Consider the following 14,353-nt stretch of genomic DNA (forward strand, 5'->3'; position numbering starts at 1 on the left):
CTTCGGGTCGGGCGGCCGGACCGGGCCGGTCAGGCCACGGTGGCGGGGGCGGATTCGGCGGGTTCGGTTCGCGCGGCGGGCACGAGGTCGAGCCGCGCGCCCCGCCAGCGGGAGCGGAGCATGCGGTCGTGGCTGACGACGACCACGGCGCCGGGGAAACCGGCGAGGGCCGCCTCCAGCTCCTCGACCAGGCCCAGCGAGAGGTGGTTCGTCGGCTCGTCGAGGAGCAGTACGTCCAGGGGCCCGGTCACCAGCCGCGCCAGCGCGAGCCGCTGGCGCTGGCCCGCCGACAGGCTCCCGACGGGCAGGCCGAACCGGTCCGGGCGCAGCAGCCCCAGGTCCAGCAGCGCTGCGGCGTGCTCCTCGGGGTGCCCCGGGCGCCCGTGTGCGAAGGCGGCGAGCACGGTCCGGGCGTCCGGGCCGGGATCGGGCAGCTGGGGCAGCAGTCCGGTCCGGCCCCGGCGTACGAGGTGCCCGCGCACGGGCTCGTACGTTCCGGCGAGCAGGTGCAGCAGGGTGCTCTTGCCCGCGCCGTTCGGCCCGCCGACCAGCAGGCGGTCCCCGGGGGCGAGGGTCAGGCTCGTGGGCGCCAGCCGTCCCGGCACGGCGAGGGACCGGGCCTCCAGGAGCGTCCCGGACGTCCCGGCGCACTGCGGGGCGGCGGTGAAGCGCAGCGGCTCGGGCGGGGGCGCGACCGGGTCGCGGAGCAGCCGGTCGAGCCGCTCCCGCGTCTGGCGCACCCGGCTCGCCAGGGACTGCTGGACCCGTCCGGCGGCCCGGTCGTACGCCATCTTGTTGCCGTCCGTGCGGGCCCGGCCGGGAGCCACCCGCCGGGCGCTGCCCGATGCGGCGTCGCGCAGGCCCGCGACCTCCGCGCTCCAGTCCGCGTGGGCCCGTGTCCGGCGCTCGCGGGCGGCGGCGCGTTCGGCGAGGTAGCCCGGGTAGCCGTTGCCGTGGCGGGTGGCGCCGTGGGTGTCGGCGTCGACCTCCAGCAGGCCGGTGGCGACGCGGTCGAGGAAGACCCGGTCGTGCGAGACCACCGCCGTGGGGCCGCGACGGCCGCGCAGGTGGTCCTCCAGCCAGCTCAGGCCCGCGTCGTCGAGGTGGTTGGTCGGCTCGTCGAGCAGCAGTACCCCGGGCTCGGCCGCCAGCAGGGCGGCGAGGCGCAGCCGGAGCCGCTCGCCGCCGGAGAGCCCGCCGACCGGGCGGTCGCGGCGCAGCCGCAGCAGTCCCAGGCCGTGCAGGGCGCGTTCGACGCGCGCGTCGGCCTCGTAGCCGCCGCGGAGTTCGTAGACGGTCAGCAGTTCGGCGTAGGCGGGGAACACGGCGGTGTCCCCGTCCGTCATGCGTCGTTCCAGCCCGCGCAAGTCCGCCTCCATGGCGTGCAGTTCGCCGAGGGCGCGGTCGACGACCTGCTGGACGGTCAGGTGCGGGGGCAGCCGTTCCTCCTGGGCGAGGTGGGCGACGCGGCCGTGCGAGCGGAGGAAGACCCGGCCCTGGTCGGGCCGTTCGGCTCCGGCCAGCAGACGCAGCAGGGTGGACTTGCCGGATCCGTTCTCCCCGACGATCCCGAGGCGGTCGCCCTCCCTGACAGAGCAGGAGACGGAGTCGAGGACGAGGCGGCCGTCGTAGGCCTTGGTGACGTCAAGCGCGGTGAGCCGGGCGGTGGTGCCGGTGGCGTTCACGGGCGGTCTCCGGAAGGTGGGCGGGGGCGGTGTGGTGAGCGGCGGGCCGGACTCGGCGGATGACCATCGGAGACTCCTTAACGCGACGACTGTTGCTTTAGGATGGTGGCATGACATCACCGAGAGCCGCAACCGATCTTTCCGGGGCGGAGACCGCCCGGCGCCGGACCGGCGGGCGCAGCGCGCGCGTCCGCGTCCAGGTCCTCGAAGCCGTCGGCGAGGTCCTCGTGGAGCGCGGGTACGACGCGCTGACGGTGGACGCCGTCGCCGACCGGGCCGGTGTGCACCGCACGACCGTCTACCGGCGCTGGCGCGACGTCGGCGGACTGCTGGCCGACGTCCTCGACGCGGCGGCCGACGACGGCTGGCGCCCGGCCGACACCGGCTCCCTGGAGGACGATCTCGCCGCCCTCAACGAGGAGGTGTACGAGGCCCTGCGGCCCGGCTCCGGCACCGGCTCCGGCGGGAACATCACCACCGCCCTGATCGCCGCGTCCTTCCGCTCGGCGGAGGCCGCCGGCGCCCTGTCGCGCTTCTGGGAGGACCGCTACGCCCGGAGCGCCGGGGCCGTCGACCGGGCCGTCGCGCGCGGCGAGCTCCCGCCCGGCCCCGACGCGCGCGCACTGCTCGTCACGGCGACGGCGCCGCTCTACCAGGAACTCCTGCTCCTGCGGAGCGCACCCGATCCGCGCCTGCCCCGCCGTGCGGCCCGGGCGGCCTCGGCGGCGGCCCGGGCGGGCGCCTTCCACTGACCCCGTCGGCGGCAGGCCCCCACGGGGGTGCACAGTCGTTTACCCTGGGGGTGAACAGTTGTGCACCCCCGTGTGTCCCGCTCTCCTCCCGCGTCTGGAGCAGCATGCCCCCCGCGATACCCGCACCCGGTCCGGCCCCCGACTCCGCACCCGCACCCGCACCCGCACCCGCACCGGGTTCCCGCTCCCCCCACCCGCGGCTCGTCATGCCCGTCCTCGCCTTCTGCGGCATGATCGTCGCCGTCATGCAGACCCTCGTGGTCCCGCTGCTGCCGCACGTCCCCGACCTGACGGGGGCGAGCGCCGGGGCCGCCGGCTGGCTGGTCACCATCACCCTCCTGACCGGCGCGGTCTTCACGCCGGTGCTCGGCCGCGTCGGTGACATGTACGGCAAGCGGCGGGTGCTGGTCGCCTCGCTGGGCGTGCTCACCGTGGGTTCCGTGCTGTGCGGGATGAGCTCCGACATCGGCGTGCTGATCACCGGGCGGGCCCTCCAGGGCGCGGCGCTCGCGGTGATCCCCCTGGGCATCAGCATCATCCGCGACGAGCTGCCCACCGACCGGGTGCTGTCGGCGATCGCGCTGATGAGCTCGACGCTCGGCATCGGGGCGGCGATCGGCCTGCCGGTGGCGGCGGTGGTCATCGAGAACTTCGACTGGCACACCATGTTCTGGGCGTCGGCCGCCCTCGGGCTGCTCGACCTGCTGCTGGTGCTGTGGATCGTGCCCGAGTCCCCGGTCCGCGCGCGGGGGCGCTTCGACCTCCCGGGCACGCTGGGGCTGGCCGGCACGCTCGTCGGGCTGCTGCTCGCCATCACCCAGGGGTCGGACTGGGGCTGGACCTCCGCGCGCACCCTCGGCCTGCTGGGCGCCTCCCTGGCCGTGGGCCTGCTCTGGGGCTGGTTCGAACTGCGCACCCCCTCCCCCATGGTCGACCTGCGGGTCTCCGCCCGGCCCGCCGTCCTGCTGACCAACGTGGCGGCCCTGCTGATCGGCTTCGCCTTCTACGCGAACTCCCTGGTCACCGGCCAGATGGTGCAGGAGCCCACCAGTACGGGGTACGGGCTCGGCGCGTCCATCGTGGTGAGCGGGCTGTGCCTGCTGCCCGGCGGTCTGGCCATGGTGGCCCTCTCCCCCGTCTCGGCACGGATCTCCGCCGCCTACGGGCCGCGCACCGCCCTCGCGCTGGCGGCCGTCGTCATGGCCGTCGGCTACGTGGTCCGCTTCTTCACCAGCCACAGCCTCTGGCTGATCGTGGCCGGAGCCACCGTGGTGGCCTCCGGCACCGCCATCGCGTACTCGGCGCTGCCCGCGCTGGTCATGCGGGCCGTACCGGTGAGCGAGACGGCGGCGGCCAACGGGCTCAACACCCTGATGCGTTCGGTCGGCCAGGCCTGCTGCAGCGCCGTGGTCGCCGCCGTGCTGGCCCACGTGACCTTCGTCGCCGGGGGCCGCAGCGCCCCGACCCTGCACGCCTACCTGCTGATCTTCCTGATCGCCGCGGGGACGGCGCTGGCCGCCCTCGTCGCCACCCTGTTCCTGCCGTCGGACCGGACCGGACCCGGCCGCGGCCCCCTGCGCGGCCGCGCCCGCGCGGGCGGTACGGTCACCGTGTCAGCATCCGCGACCGCCGCCCGGGAGAGCGCATGAGCACCAGCGGGGACCCCGTCGCCACCCCTGCCCTACCGGCCGCCGACGGGCAGCCGGGAGCCGGGTCCGGACGCGAGGCCATCGTGCGCGCCGCCCGCCGGGCCTTCGCGCTGCGGCCGTACGCCGAGGTCACGATGCGCGGCATCGCGGCATCGGCCGGGGTGAGCCCTTCGCTGATCGTCAAGCGCTTCGGCAGCAAGGAGGACCTGTTCAACACGGTCGCCGACTTCCGGGCGGCCGCCGACGAACTGTTCGCCGCGCCGCTTCCGGAGCTCGGCCGGCACCTGGTGCTGACGATGGTCGAGCTGCGCGACCGGTTCCGCGGGGACCCGCTGCTGCGGGTCGTGTTCTCCCTGGGCATCGACGACGAGCGCACCCTGCTGCGGGACCGGTTCCGCGAGCAGGTCACCGACCGGCTCGCCGCCGCCCTGAGCGGCCCGGACGCCCTGCTGCGGGCGGAGCTGATCGCCGGTCAGCTGCTGGGCCTCGGCGCCACCCTGAGCCTGCACCGCCCCGACGGAGCCGGGGCCCGCACCGGCCCCGACCGCCTCGCGGACCTGTACGCACCCGGTCTCCAACGGCTGATCGACGGCCCCTGAACCACCCCGGCCCCGCCGGGACCGCCGCTAGCGGCCGCGCTGGATCTCGAAGTGGTCGATGCGCGCGCCCGTCTCGGCGAGGGCGCTGACCTTCAGCTTCGGCGAGCGCCCGGTCTCCACCTCCACCGCGAGGAAGGAGTAGTTGGTGTACCGGACCCGGGACCACTCGACGGTCTCGGTCGCCTTCGTGCCGCCCTTGACCCAGTGGTAGCTGTCGACGCTGTCGCGGTCCGCGACGTGGCCCTCGTACGAGTCGGGCACGGGGAAGCTGTACAGCGAGCGGCCCGCCGCGCCGGCGGTGACGTAGACGATGCCGTCGCGGGTGGGGTCGGTGCGCTCGCCGATCGGGACCTTGCGGCCGACCTTGTTGCCCTTGATGGCGTCGGTGCGCTCGTACACGTGGTTGTGGCCGTTGATGACCAGGTCCACCGTGTGCTTCTCGAACAGCGGGACCCACGCCTCGCGGACGCCGCCCTCGGAGGCGTGCGAGCTGGTGGTGGAGAACGCGCAGTGGTGGAAGAAGACGACGATGAAGTCGACGTCGCGGTGGTGGCGCAGCTCGCCGAGGCGCCGGTCCAGCCAGGCGGTCTGCTTGCCGCCGCTGATGCCGAAGTTGGCGGGGATCTCGTACGAGACGTCGTTCGCGTCGAGCGCGACGACGCCGACGTTGCCGTGCACGAAGGAGTAGACGCCGGGCTGGTTGACCGGGTCCGGGCCGTTGTCGGGCAGGGACCAGCGGGCGTTCTGGCCGCCGTAGCCCTGGGGCGAGTACCAGGCCTCCATGTCGTGGTTGCCCGTCGTCACCATCCACGGGACGGTCTTGGCGACCGACTCGGTCTGGGCGAGGAACTGGTCCCAGGTGCGGGCGTCGTAGGTGTCGCCGCTCCCGCCCGAGCCGGAGGAGTCGGCGTAGCAGATGTCGCCCGCGTGCAGGTGGAAGGCCGGGTTCTGGGCCATCAGCACCGCGTCGTTGCCCAGCGCGTGGTAGCTCACGCCCTGGTCGCCGAAGGCGGTGAAGGTGAAGTTCTCGGCGCGGGCGGGGGCCGTGGTGAAGGTGCCGAGCGTGCCCAGGTTGCGGTGGTCGGCGGGGTCGAACCCGTCGTGGCCGACGCCGTAGTAGTACGTCTGGCCGGGCCGCAGCCGGTCCAGGCCCACGTGCAGGTAGAACTGCTCGGCAGCCGCGATCTTGCCGCCGTTCAGGACGGGGGTGGTGAGGTGGCGCACCTCGGCGTCGATCTTCCGGCTCAGCGCCCAGGGGCTCGTGCCGATGCGCAGGTAGGGCTTCTTGACCGCGAAGGGGACCTGCCAGGAGACCCGCATCTGAATCTTGGGGTCGGCGCCGTACTGCAGGTGACGGGCGAACGGGGCGGTAAGGGAGCCGTCTACGCCGCGGCGCTCGGCGGAGGTCTGCACCACGGCCGGGGCCGCGTAGGCGGGCGAGGCCGCCCCCGCGCCGAGGCCGGCCCCGGCGACGGCGGCGGTCACCGCGCCGGCCCGCAGGGCGCCGCGCCGGGTGAACCGGGCGCGCAGGTAGTCGTGCTGCTCCGCCATGCTCATGCGGGAGGCGAGCTTCTGGGGGATACCGAAATCGGGAAGGTCCATGACGCGAAACATCCTCTGCTCGGGCGAAGCGGATCCCACCGCCGGGTGAACGAGGGGGATACGGACCCCCATGTGACTCCCAGAATCTTCGCGAGCGGCCCGCAGATCGCCGAGGTGACAGGCCGAGGTGACGGTTCGAGGTGACGGGTCGTGGGACGGCGCGGGGACCCCGCCCGGCCGCGCAGGGGGGCGTTTTCCGCCAGATCCTCCGTTCCGCGCCGGGCGGCGGACGTGATCAGTAGCGTGGGCCGGGCTAGAGGCCGCGGCGCCGGGCGGGTACCGGAGCCGGGCACGGACGTGTGACGTGAGGGAGCGGGCGCCGATGGCGAATGTGGAAGTGTCCCTGAAGGAGATCATGACCTCGATCGAGGGCGCGCTGGGAGCCGCTCTCGTCGACTACACCAGCGGGATGGCGCTGGGGACGCTCGGCGGGGGCAAGGACCTCGACCTGGGGGTCGCCGCCGCGGCCAACACCGACGTGATCCGGGCGAAGGTCCGCACCATGGAGATGCTGGGGCTGCAGGACGGGATCGAGGACCTGCTGATCACGCTCGGCACCCAGTACCACCTCATCCGCCTGCTGGGGGGCAACGGCATGCACAGCCTGTTCCTGTACCTCGTCCTGGACAGGAAGAACTCCAACCTGGCCATGGCCCGCCATCAGCTCAAGCGCATCGAGGCGGCACTGGAGCTGTAGCCGGGCTCCTCCGGGCCCACGCATGCCCACGAGTTGCAGACTTCTTCAACTGGGCACATCCGAAACTGACCGAACCCGGGCGGGCGTGGGCCCCGCGGACGCGATGATGGGCAGGGCGGCCCCGGACCGGAACTCCGGGGCCGGGCAGCGGGGTCGAGGGCGACGGCGGGAGCGTGCGGCGTGGGAATGCAGGTACCCCTGTACCAGGCGAAGGCCGAGTTCTTCCGCATGCTCGGGCACCCCGTCCGCATCCGGGTCCTGGAGCTGCTGCAGAACGGTCCGCGGCCCGTGCGCGAACTCCTCGCCGAGATCGACGTCGAGCCGTCCAACCTCTCCCAGCAGCTGGCCGTGCTGCGCCGGTCGGGCATCGTCGTGTCCGTCCGCGAGGGGTCGACGGTGAGCTACGCGCTGGCCGGCGGCGACGTCGCCGATCTGCTGCGGGCGGCCCGCCGCATCCTGACCGAACTCCTGGCCGGGCAGAGCGAGCTCCTCGCCGAACTCCGCCAGGGCGAACCGCGCGGGGCGCACCGCGAGGCCGCGCCGTCCCCGTGACGGTGGCGGCGGACCGCCGGGGGTGCCCGCATTCGGGGGGTGGCGCGCCGTGTCGGGCGGCCGCGGGGGCCCGGGTTCGCGATCCTGGGCCGGGCGCGGCAGCTCGGCGGCCGGCGCCCCTCCCCCACGGCGACAAGGAGTACGGCATGGCGATGGACGTGGTCGGACGTTTCCTCGCGGCTCTGGACCCGGAGCGCCGGGACGACGTCACCGGCCGGCCGCGCGAGGAACGGGAGCGGCTCGCGGCCGCCTGGGAGCGCGAGCTGGCGTCGGACGACGAGCTCGACACCCTCGACGAGCTGTCACCGCCCGCGGCGGAGGCGGAGGCGGCCCGTCGCGTCATGGAGCGCGAAGCCTGACGGACGGGCCCGGGGTCCCCCGCCTCGCCCGCGTCAGTCCCGCAGCAGCAGCACCACCGCGCCCAGGACGACCGCCAGGAGCAGCGCGAGGACCCCGTGCACGGGCCGGTGCTCGCGCAGCACCGGCAGGGCGCGGTCCAGTGCGAAGCGGCCCGGGCCGGTGAGGGCGAGGGTGACGGCCGCGGCGATGATCAGGGCCTCGAATTCGACGCCCGTGAGTCCGAACACGGCGCCGGTCCACTTCACGGCGACGGCGTTGATCATGACGCCGACGACGGCCGCGGCGGCCAGCGGCGTGAGCAGCCCGAGGATCAGCCCCAGACCGCCCAGCGCTTCGGTCAGGCCCGCCAGCGTCGCCATGGTCTCGCCCGCCGGATAGCCCGCCCTGGCGAAGAACACCCCGGTGCCCCCGATGCCGGGGCCGTCGAACCACCCGAACAGCTTCTGGGTGCCGTGGACGGCCATGATCGCGCCGAGTACGAGGCGCAGCACGGGCAGGCCCACGTCGTAGGAGGTGGTGCTCTCGGTGGTGAAGCGTGGTCCAGCGGGGTACCGGGTCGGGGCCATCGGAGCACTTCCTGTCGGGGCGCGGGGCGGGGCGGTCAGGGTGACGCGGTGTGCGGGGGCTGCGGCGGGGGCGGGGGCTGCGGTGCGGGCGGTGGTCGCCTCGCCTGCGCGGTGCGGTGCCCCGCGCGGGCCTGCGGGGCCGGGTCGTCGTCGGGGTGCAGGCCGAGCATGTCGATCAGCAGCAGGAGCCCGGCGGGGTCGGGGGCGTGGGCGGCGACCGTGCGGCGCGCGGCCTCACGGTCCCCCGCTCCGGCCGGTGCCAGGAGGGACGGGTCGTCACAGCCGAAAGGGTCCTTCATGACCCCGATGCGATCAGCTGCGCGGCCGGGGCGCAGCCCGGCCTGCTCCACCCGGCCCCGGAGCCGGGTGCCGCGTCAGTCTCCGTTGGCGGAGAAGTGCTGGTAGTCGGGCTCGGACCAGCGGGCGCCCCAGGACCAGCCTGCGTCCTCGAAAGCGCTGGTCAGGACGGATCCCGGGGTGATCATGCCGGGGCCGGGGCGGTCTCGGTCGAGGTGGATCCGCCCGTTCGGCGGGTGGGCCGTGCCGTGGCGGTCGACGTACGGGTTCTCGACGGGGTTGATGTCGACGGCGTCGCCCCAGGCGTGCCGGGACCTGCGCCCGGGGTCGCCGGTGACCTGCCGGCAGTTGAAGGCTGAGGTGTTGTCGTCGGCCATGGCCCGTTCGTCACTGCCGTCGTACTCGGCCGTCACCCGCATCCGGCGGATCGGGAAGCGGGCCTCGAAGGCCTTCGCGAAGACGCGGAGCAGGGGGTCCACCGCGTCGCGGTGGACGATCAGCTCGCCCTGGTGGACCTCGCCGTCGAAGCCCCAGTGCTTCATCCGGACGAGTCGGAGCCGCTCCGGGGGCACGGGGCAGCCGGGCCGGTAGCTGGCGCCCAGTTTCGCCGCCGGGACGGCCGAGACCTCGGCGGCCAGCTCCGCCACCGGGTTCCCCGGCGGGAGCGCCCGGAACCCGGGTGCGGCTGCCTCCGGTACGCCGCAGGACGACGTGGACGCGCAGATCGCGGCGGTGAGGGCCACGGCTGCGAGGCGGTAGCGCACCGGTCAACCGTAGGCCTCCCGGGCGCGACCGGCACGGCGGAGCGGCGGGAGCCGGTCAGCTCCGGTCGGGGGCGAACGTCACCGGCAGGCTCAGCGGGCCGCGGAGGCCGCCGGGACGCCAGCGGATCTTCTCCGGCGGGACGGCGAGGGCGAGCCCGGGGAGCCGCCGCAGGGCGCTGCCGATGGCGATCTGCCCCTCCAGCCGGGCCAGTGGCGCGCCCAGGCAGTAGTGGATGCCGTGGCCGAAGGCCAGGTGCGTGTTGTCCCGCCGGGTGATGTCCAGGTGGTCGGCGTCGGGGAAGCGGGCCGGGTCGCGGTCGGCGATGGCCGAGGCGATCAGGACGGTCGCGCCGTGCGGGATGCGCACGCCCGCGATGTCGAGGTCCTCGCGGGCGAACCGGGCGATGCCCGGGCTGACGGGGCCGTCGTAGCGCAGGAACTCCTCGATCGCGCCGGGCAGCAGCCCAGGGTCCGAGCGCAGCCGCTCCAGCTGGCCGGGGTGGGCCAGGAGCATGGCGATGCCGCCGGCGATGAGGTTGACGGTGGTGATGTAGCCGGCGGCCAGCAGCAGGAAGACCATGGCGATCAGCTCGTCCTCGGTCAGCCGCTGCTCTTGGTCCCGGGCGGTGATCAGGCCGCTGAGCAGGTCGTCGCCGGGATCGGCCCGCTTGGCCCGGATGAGGCCGCCCACGTACGCGCGCATGTGCTGCCACGCCTCGTTGACGACGGCGGGGTCCGGGGGCTGTGCGCCGCGCATGATCATGCGGTCGGTCCAGCGCTGGAAGTCGTGGCGGTCGTCGACGGGGACCCCGAGCAGTTCGCTGATCACCGTGACCGGCAGCGGCAGCGCGAAGTCCGCGACGAGGTCGGCGCTGCCGGCGGCGGCGATCCCGTCGAGGAGCCCGTCGGTGACGGCCTGGATCCGGGGCCGCAGGCCGGCGACCCGGTGGGCGGTGAACGCCTTGGAGACCAGGCGGCGCAGCCGGGTGTGGTCGGGCGGGTCGCTGCGCAGCATGTTGCCGAGCATCGACTCGCGTTCCGTGTCGGGCAGCGCCCGCAGCAGCCGGGTGTCGGAGGCGTCGCGCACGTCGCTGCTGAGCCGGGAGTCGGAGAGGGCCGCGAGCCCGTCCTCGTAGCGGGTGACGATCCAGGCCTCCAGTCCGCCCGCGATGACCGCCCGGCGCACGGGGCCGTCCTCGCGCAGTTGCCGGTACAGGGGGAAGGGGTCCGCGACGAAGGCCGGATCGGCGTAGGGCAGAAGGACCGGCCGCTCAGTCATGGCGCCTCCAGGCGTACGTCTGCGTCGCCCCGCCGGGAACGACGGGACCCATGTCCAATTCTTACCGAATGCCGGTTCCCGTTCCCGTCCGCCGCGTCCACGTCCGGATTCCGGAGCGAAGCCCCGGCCGGCTCCGGCGGTGCGCACGGCTGCCGGGACGAGCGGCTCGCCCGGGAGCGCCGCGATGTCCCCGCGCCCGGCGCTCAGGCGACGGGGACGCGCACGCGGACGCACTTGCCGGACCCGTCGGCCAGCAAGGCGAGTTCACCACCCGCCTGGGCGGTCAGCAGCTGGACCAGGAGCAGGCCCCGCCCGCCCTCGGCCTCCGTGTCGGCCTCGGCCTCGGCGCCGGGCCCGGGCAGCCGGGGCAGCGCGGCCGCCGCCCCGTCGAGGACCTCCAGGTGCAGCCACCCCCCGCCGCACGAGACCCCGACGCGCAACCGGCCGGCCGCGCCGGCGGCGTGCCGGACGACGTTACCGACGAGTTCGCTGACGGCCAGCAGCACGGTATCGGCCAGGTCGGCGGCGATCCGCCAGTCGTCGAGCACCGCGCGCACGCGCCCCCGGACCAGCGGAACGCTGGCGGCGGTGGGCGCGGCGACCCAGTGGACACAGGCGCGGGACGCGGAGCGGGGGGTGGCGGTGAGCATGACGTGCTCCCAGAGGGGGTGAGCGACGGCACCGCTGGTGGTGGCTCGTGTAACAAGAAGGAGAATCACCCGGCCGACGGACTTGTTGTCAGCGGATTCGCGTCGCTAGAGTTGTGATTACACGTGTAACAGGTTACGTTTCCCCGGGCGCCGCGCGCAAGCATTTCGGACAAAGCGTTACGAAGCCCGGGTCCGGCAGAAGGGCCGCAATGACGCAATCCCACCCGGCCGAGCTCGACCTGGCCGACATGACCTGGCCTCCCCCGCCCTATCAGCCGCCGGTGACACCCGTGACGGACGCGCACGGCGTGCGCCACTTCGACGGGGTCACCTACGCCACCACGCCCGGCTACCGGCCGCGCCTGCTCGACGTCCGCCTCCCGGCCGGCGAGGGCCCGTTCCCGGCGGTCGTGTGGATCCACGGCGGCGGCTGGCTGGACGGCGACCGCCGCTACCCGCCGCCGACCGTGCCCGCCGCCCTGCTGCACGGTTCGGTGCTGGGCGCCGGGCTCGCCCTCGTCTCCATCGACTACCGGCACAGCCTGGAAGCCCCCTTCCCGGCCCAGCTGCACGACGTGAAGGCCGCGATCCGCTACGTCCGCCACTTCGCCGGCCCCCTCGGCATCGACCCGGACCGGCTGGCCGTGTGGGGCGAGTCCGCGGGCGGCCACCTGGCGGCGCTGGCCGGGCTCGTCGGCCCGGCCAGCCCGGACGCCGGGGCCCTGGAGGGCGCGCACGGAGTGGGCGCCGGGGACACCGACGTACGGGCCGTCGTCGACTGGTACGGGGTCTCCGACCTGCCCGCCCTCGCCGCACATCCCCTGCCCGCCACCCTGCCCGTCGGCGCCGGCTTCCCCGACCCGTACGAGGCCCTGCTCGGCGGCACGCAGGCGCAGCGCCCGGAACTGGCGCGGGTGGCGAGCCCGGTGACGTACGCGGGTGACGCGACGCCGCCGCCGTTCCTGCTGGTCCACGGCACGCACGACGGGCTGGTCCCGTTCAGCCAGAGCGAGGCCCTCGCCGAGGCCCTGACCGGGGCGGGCGGCGAGGTCACCCTGCGACCCGTCGAGGGCGCCGACCACATCTTCCTGGGGTCCCCCGACATCGCGGAGATCGTCGCTGAGAGCGTCGCGTTCCTGGCCCGCCACCTGGGGACGGCCGGCGCCTGACCGGGGCGGGCGTCGCGGCCCCGCCCCGCCGCCGTCGTCCCGTTCCGCCGCGGGGCCCGGTCCGCCCGGCCCCGCGGGCACGTCGAGCACCCAAGGCCGCGCCGGTTCCCGCCGCGGCCACGAGAGGCACCGATGTCCGGGAACCTGCTCCCCCCGCCCCTTCCGGCACCGTGGTACCGCTCGCCCTGCTGCTGTTCCTGCTCCTGCGCGGGCGCTGGGTGTCGGCCGGGTTCCTGCTCGGCGCCCACCTCGCGGGCGACCTGCTCGTCGTCCAGGGCCTCAAGCCGCTGGCCGGCCGGCCGCGCCCGGCGGACCCGCTGGTCCGGGTCGACGATTGCTCCTTCCCGTCCGGCCACGCGGCCGGGGCGGCCCTGGCTGCACGCCCACTGGCTCACCGACACGGTGGCCGGTGCGGGCGCCGGTGCGGGCGCGGAGCCGGTGGCGTGGTGGCTCAGCGCCCCGCCCCGGCCCGGGAAGCCGTCCGCGGCCGCCGGGGGGCGGTCGCGGACACCCCCGCCGTCGCGGCGGCGGCGCCGTAGGCCACCGCGGTCACGGGCCGGGAGCCGTCCCCGCGCGATCGGGCGGGTGGCGGCAGTGTGGAGCGGGTCAGGACGTCCCGCGGTGGATGAGGACCGGCTCCACTGCGGGCAGCGGAGCCGTCGCACCCGTCCGGACCAGCTCGTGCAGCGCGTCCGCGATCCGCGCGGGCGAGGCCAGGTCCAGCCGGATCGTGGTGAGCGCGGGCTCCTGGAGCTCGGAGAGCACGAGGTTGTCGGAGCCCACGATCGCCACGTCGTCCGGGACCACCACGCCCTCGGCCCGCAGCGCGTGCAGGAGCAGGGCGGCGTACTCGTCGTTGTAGGCGAAGACGGAGTCCAGCCCAAGCTCCGCCCAGCGGCGGGCCAGCGACGTCGCCGACTCCCGCGTGTGGGCCAGCTCGACCGGGGTGACGGTCGCCATGGCGCGGGCCGCCACCGACTCCGCTCCCGCCAGGCGCGGCCGGGCCAGCGCGGCGAGACCCCTCTCCTGCGGCATGACGACCCCGATCCGGGTCCGGCCGCGGGCGATCAGGTGCTCGGCGGCGGTGGCGCCGATGCGGGCGTGGTCGAGGCCGATGGTGTGGACGCCGGGCACGGGGCGGGCAGCGAAGGCGAGCAGCCCGCGCACCCCGGCACGGCGCAGCAGTTCGGCGGCCTGTGCGGTGAGGCGGTCGCCGTCGAGGGCGATCACCGCGGCCGGGCGCAGTTCCGCCCAGGCGCGGGCGGCGTCGAGCGGGTCGTCGAAGCGGCCGGCGTGCAGGACGGCCGTGTAGCCGTGGCGGTCGAGCTCGCTGTGCAGGTCGTCGACCCAGTCGCTGACGAGGCGGCCGACCGCGGAGAGGGAAGCGGGCATCAGGACGAGGTTGCTGCGGCCGGCGCGCAGGGACCGGGCGGCGGCGTGCGGGACGTAGCCCAGCCGGCGGGCCGCGTCGAGGACGCGGGCCCGGGTGCTCTCGCTGACGCGGTGGCCCTGGGTGTCGTTGAGGACGAAGGACACGGTGGCGCGCGAGACCCCCGCGAGCCGGGCCACGTCGGCGCTGGTGATCGAGGCGGGGACGGGGGTTCTTTCGGCCATGACGTCCCTCGACGCTCCTCACGGTGGGTTCGTGCCTGTTCTCGTACCGGTTCGCTCCCTTGAGGTTACACGAGTAAGAGCACGTCAGCGGGGGCCCACGGCATCGTGCGGCCACCGC

General features: G+C 74.9%; 16 protein-coding genes. 8 read left to right on the forward strand and 8 right to left on the reverse strand.

Features of this window, described 5'->3' with window-relative positions; translation table 11 throughout:
* Positions 1-29: 29 nt before the first annotated feature.
* A complete protein-coding gene (locus tag ACGFXC_RS05435) occupies positions 30-1,685 on the reverse strand; it encodes an ABC-F family ATP-binding cassette domain-containing protein (protein ID WP_393709748.1) in 1,656 nt (551 codons plus the stop codon).
* Between the two features lie 110 nt (positions 1,686-1,795).
* Between ACGFXC_RS05435 and ACGFXC_RS05440 the strand changes: the two genes are divergently transcribed.
* The 3 genes from ACGFXC_RS05440 (at position 1,796) to ACGFXC_RS05450 (ending at position 4,685) form a co-directional block, all read left to right on the forward strand.
* Entirely contained in the window at positions 1,796-2,437 is a 642-nt protein-coding gene (locus ACGFXC_RS05440) for a TetR/AcrR family transcriptional regulator (RefSeq protein WP_393709750.1), read from the forward strand.
* Between the two features lie 104 nt (positions 2,438-2,541).
* Positions 2,542-4,086: an MFS transporter gene (locus ACGFXC_RS05445; protein ID WP_393709752.1), complete on the forward strand. Its 1,545-nt coding sequence runs from the start codon at positions 2,542-2,544 to the stop codon at positions 4,084-4,086.
* The gene (locus ACGFXC_RS05450) at positions 4,083-4,685 is read left to right on the forward strand and encodes a TetR family transcriptional regulator (RefSeq protein ID WP_393709754.1); all 603 of its coding nucleotides are present in this window, start codon (positions 4,083-4,085) and stop codon (positions 4,683-4,685) included. The genes ACGFXC_RS05445 and ACGFXC_RS05450 overlap by 4 nt, the downstream gene beginning before the upstream one ends.
* 27 nt (positions 4,686-4,712) lie before the next feature.
* Here the strand turns inward: ACGFXC_RS05450 and ACGFXC_RS05455 are convergent, their stop codons facing one another.
* Positions 4,713-6,287: a purple acid phosphatase family protein gene (locus tag ACGFXC_RS05455; RefSeq protein WP_393709756.1), complete on the reverse strand. Its 1,575-nt coding sequence runs from the start codon at positions 6,285-6,287 to the stop codon at positions 4,713-4,715.
* A gap of 322 nt (positions 6,288-6,609) precedes the next feature.
* Between ACGFXC_RS05455 and ACGFXC_RS05460 the strand changes: the two genes are divergently transcribed.
* The 3 genes from ACGFXC_RS05460 to ACGFXC_RS05470 all read left to right on the forward strand — a co-directional run bounded on the left by ACGFXC_RS05460 (position 6,610) and on the right by ACGFXC_RS05470 (position 7,895).
* On the forward strand, positions 6,610-6,984 hold the full coding sequence (locus ACGFXC_RS05460) for a hypothetical protein (RefSeq protein ID WP_393709757.1): 375 nt from the start codon (positions 6,610-6,612) through the stop codon (positions 6,982-6,984).
* 186 nt (positions 6,985-7,170) lie between these two features.
* Positions 7,171-7,536, forward strand: coding sequence for an ArsR/SmtB family transcription factor (locus tag ACGFXC_RS05465; RefSeq protein WP_393710892.1), 366 nt, complete (start codon positions 7,171-7,173; stop codon positions 7,534-7,536).
* 146 nt (positions 7,537-7,682) lie between these two features.
* Complete coding sequence (locus ACGFXC_RS05470; RefSeq protein WP_393709759.1) at positions 7,683-7,895, forward strand: hypothetical protein; 213 nt, start codon at positions 7,683-7,685, stop codon at positions 7,893-7,895.
* 33 nt (positions 7,896-7,928) lie between these two features.
* On the opposite strand, the gene ACGFXC_RS05475 is transcribed toward ACGFXC_RS05470, so the two are convergent.
* The 5 genes from ACGFXC_RS05475 to ACGFXC_RS05495 form a co-directional block, all read right to left on the reverse strand.
* The gene (locus ACGFXC_RS05475; protein ID WP_393709760.1) at positions 7,929-8,462 is read right to left on the reverse strand and encodes a DoxX family protein; all 534 of its coding nucleotides are present in this window, start codon (positions 8,460-8,462) and stop codon (positions 7,929-7,931) included.
* A 35-nt stretch (positions 8,463-8,497) separates the two neighbouring features.
* Positions 8,498-8,761 carry a hypothetical protein gene (locus ACGFXC_RS05480; protein WP_393709762.1) on the reverse strand — a complete coding sequence of 88 codons (264 nt, stop codon included), beginning with the start codon at positions 8,759-8,761 and terminating at the stop codon, positions 8,498-8,500.
* Between the two features lie 75 nt (positions 8,762-8,836).
* Positions 8,837-9,523: a M15 family metallopeptidase gene (locus ACGFXC_RS05485; RefSeq protein ID WP_393709764.1), complete on the reverse strand. Its 687-nt coding sequence runs from the start codon at positions 9,521-9,523 to the stop codon at positions 8,837-8,839.
* Between the two features lie 55 nt (positions 9,524-9,578).
* Entirely contained in the window at positions 9,579-10,802 is a 1,224-nt protein-coding gene (locus tag ACGFXC_RS05490) for a cytochrome P450 (protein ID WP_393709766.1), read from the reverse strand.
* 203 nt (positions 10,803-11,005) lie between these two features.
* Positions 11,006-11,452, reverse strand: a complete 447-nt coding sequence (locus ACGFXC_RS05495) for an ATP-binding protein (protein ID WP_393709768.1) — start codon at positions 11,450-11,452, stop codon at positions 11,006-11,008.
* Positions 11,453-11,661: 209 nt separating this feature from the next.
* On the opposite strand from ACGFXC_RS05495, the gene ACGFXC_RS05500 reads away from it, so the two are divergent.
* Positions 11,662-12,621: an alpha/beta hydrolase fold domain-containing protein gene (locus ACGFXC_RS05500; protein WP_393709770.1), complete on the forward strand. Its 960-nt coding sequence runs from the start codon at positions 11,662-11,664 to the stop codon at positions 12,619-12,621.
* Between the two features lie 170 nt (positions 12,622-12,791).
* A complete protein-coding gene (locus tag ACGFXC_RS05505) occupies positions 12,792-13,160 on the forward strand; it encodes a hypothetical protein (RefSeq protein WP_393709772.1) in 369 nt (122 codons plus the stop codon).
* Between the two features lie 67 nt (positions 13,161-13,227).
* Here ACGFXC_RS05505 and ACGFXC_RS05510 read toward each other — a convergent pair whose 3' ends face one another.
* The gene (locus tag ACGFXC_RS05510; protein ID WP_393709774.1) at positions 13,228-14,235 is read right to left on the reverse strand and encodes a LacI family DNA-binding transcriptional regulator; all 1,008 of its coding nucleotides are present in this window, start codon (positions 14,233-14,235) and stop codon (positions 13,228-13,230) included.
* Between the last annotated feature and the right edge of the window lie 118 nt (positions 14,236-14,353).

Source organism: Streptomyces sp. NPDC048507, assembly GCF_043199995.1.
Taxonomy (GTDB): domain Bacteria; phylum Actinomycetota; class Actinomycetes; order Streptomycetales; family Streptomycetaceae; genus Streptomyces.

Bases quoted from the DNA above. Each gene is read 5' to 3' on its own strand.
- ACGFXC_RS05440 (WP_393709750.1), top strand. From the start codon at position 1,796: ATGACATCACCGAGAGCCGCAACCGATCTTTCCGGGGCGGAGACCGCC.
- ACGFXC_RS05445 (WP_393709752.1), top strand. From the start codon at position 2,542: ATGCCCCCCGCGATACCCGCACCCGGTCCGGCCCCCGACTCCGCACCC.
- ACGFXC_RS05450 (WP_393709754.1), top strand. From the start codon at position 4,083: ATGAGCACCAGCGGGGACCCCGTCGCCACCCCTGCCCTACCGGCCGCC.
- ACGFXC_RS05455 (WP_393709756.1), bottom strand. From the start codon at position 6,287: ATGGACCTTCCCGATTTCGGTATCCCCCAGAAGCTCGCCTCCCGCATG.
- ACGFXC_RS05460 (WP_393709757.1), top strand. From the start codon at position 6,610: ATGGCGAATGTGGAAGTGTCCCTGAAGGAGATCATGACCTCGATCGAG.
- ACGFXC_RS05465 (WP_393710892.1), top strand. From the start codon at position 7,171: ATGCAGGTACCCCTGTACCAGGCGAAGGCCGAGTTCTTCCGCATGCTC.
- ACGFXC_RS05470 (WP_393709759.1), top strand. From the start codon at position 7,683: ATGGCGATGGACGTGGTCGGACGTTTCCTCGCGGCTCTGGACCCGGAG.
- ACGFXC_RS05475 (WP_393709760.1), bottom strand. From the start codon at position 8,462: ATGGCCCCGACCCGGTACCCCGCTGGACCACGCTTCACCACCGAGAGC.
- ACGFXC_RS05480 (WP_393709762.1), bottom strand. From the start codon at position 8,761: ATGAAGGACCCTTTCGGCTGTGACGACCCGTCCCTCCTGGCACCGGCC.
- ACGFXC_RS05490 (WP_393709766.1), bottom strand. From the start codon at position 10,802: ATGACTGAGCGGCCGGTCCTTCTGCCCTACGCCGATCCGGCCTTCGTC.
- ACGFXC_RS05495 (WP_393709768.1), bottom strand. From the start codon at position 11,452: ATGCTCACCGCCACCCCCCGCTCCGCGTCCCGCGCCTGTGTCCACTGG.
- ACGFXC_RS05500 (WP_393709770.1), top strand. From the start codon at position 11,662: ATGACGCAATCCCACCCGGCCGAGCTCGACCTGGCCGACATGACCTGG.
- ACGFXC_RS05510 (WP_393709774.1), bottom strand. From the start codon at position 14,235: ATGGCCGAAAGAACCCCCGTCCCCGCCTCGATCACCAGCGCCGACGTG.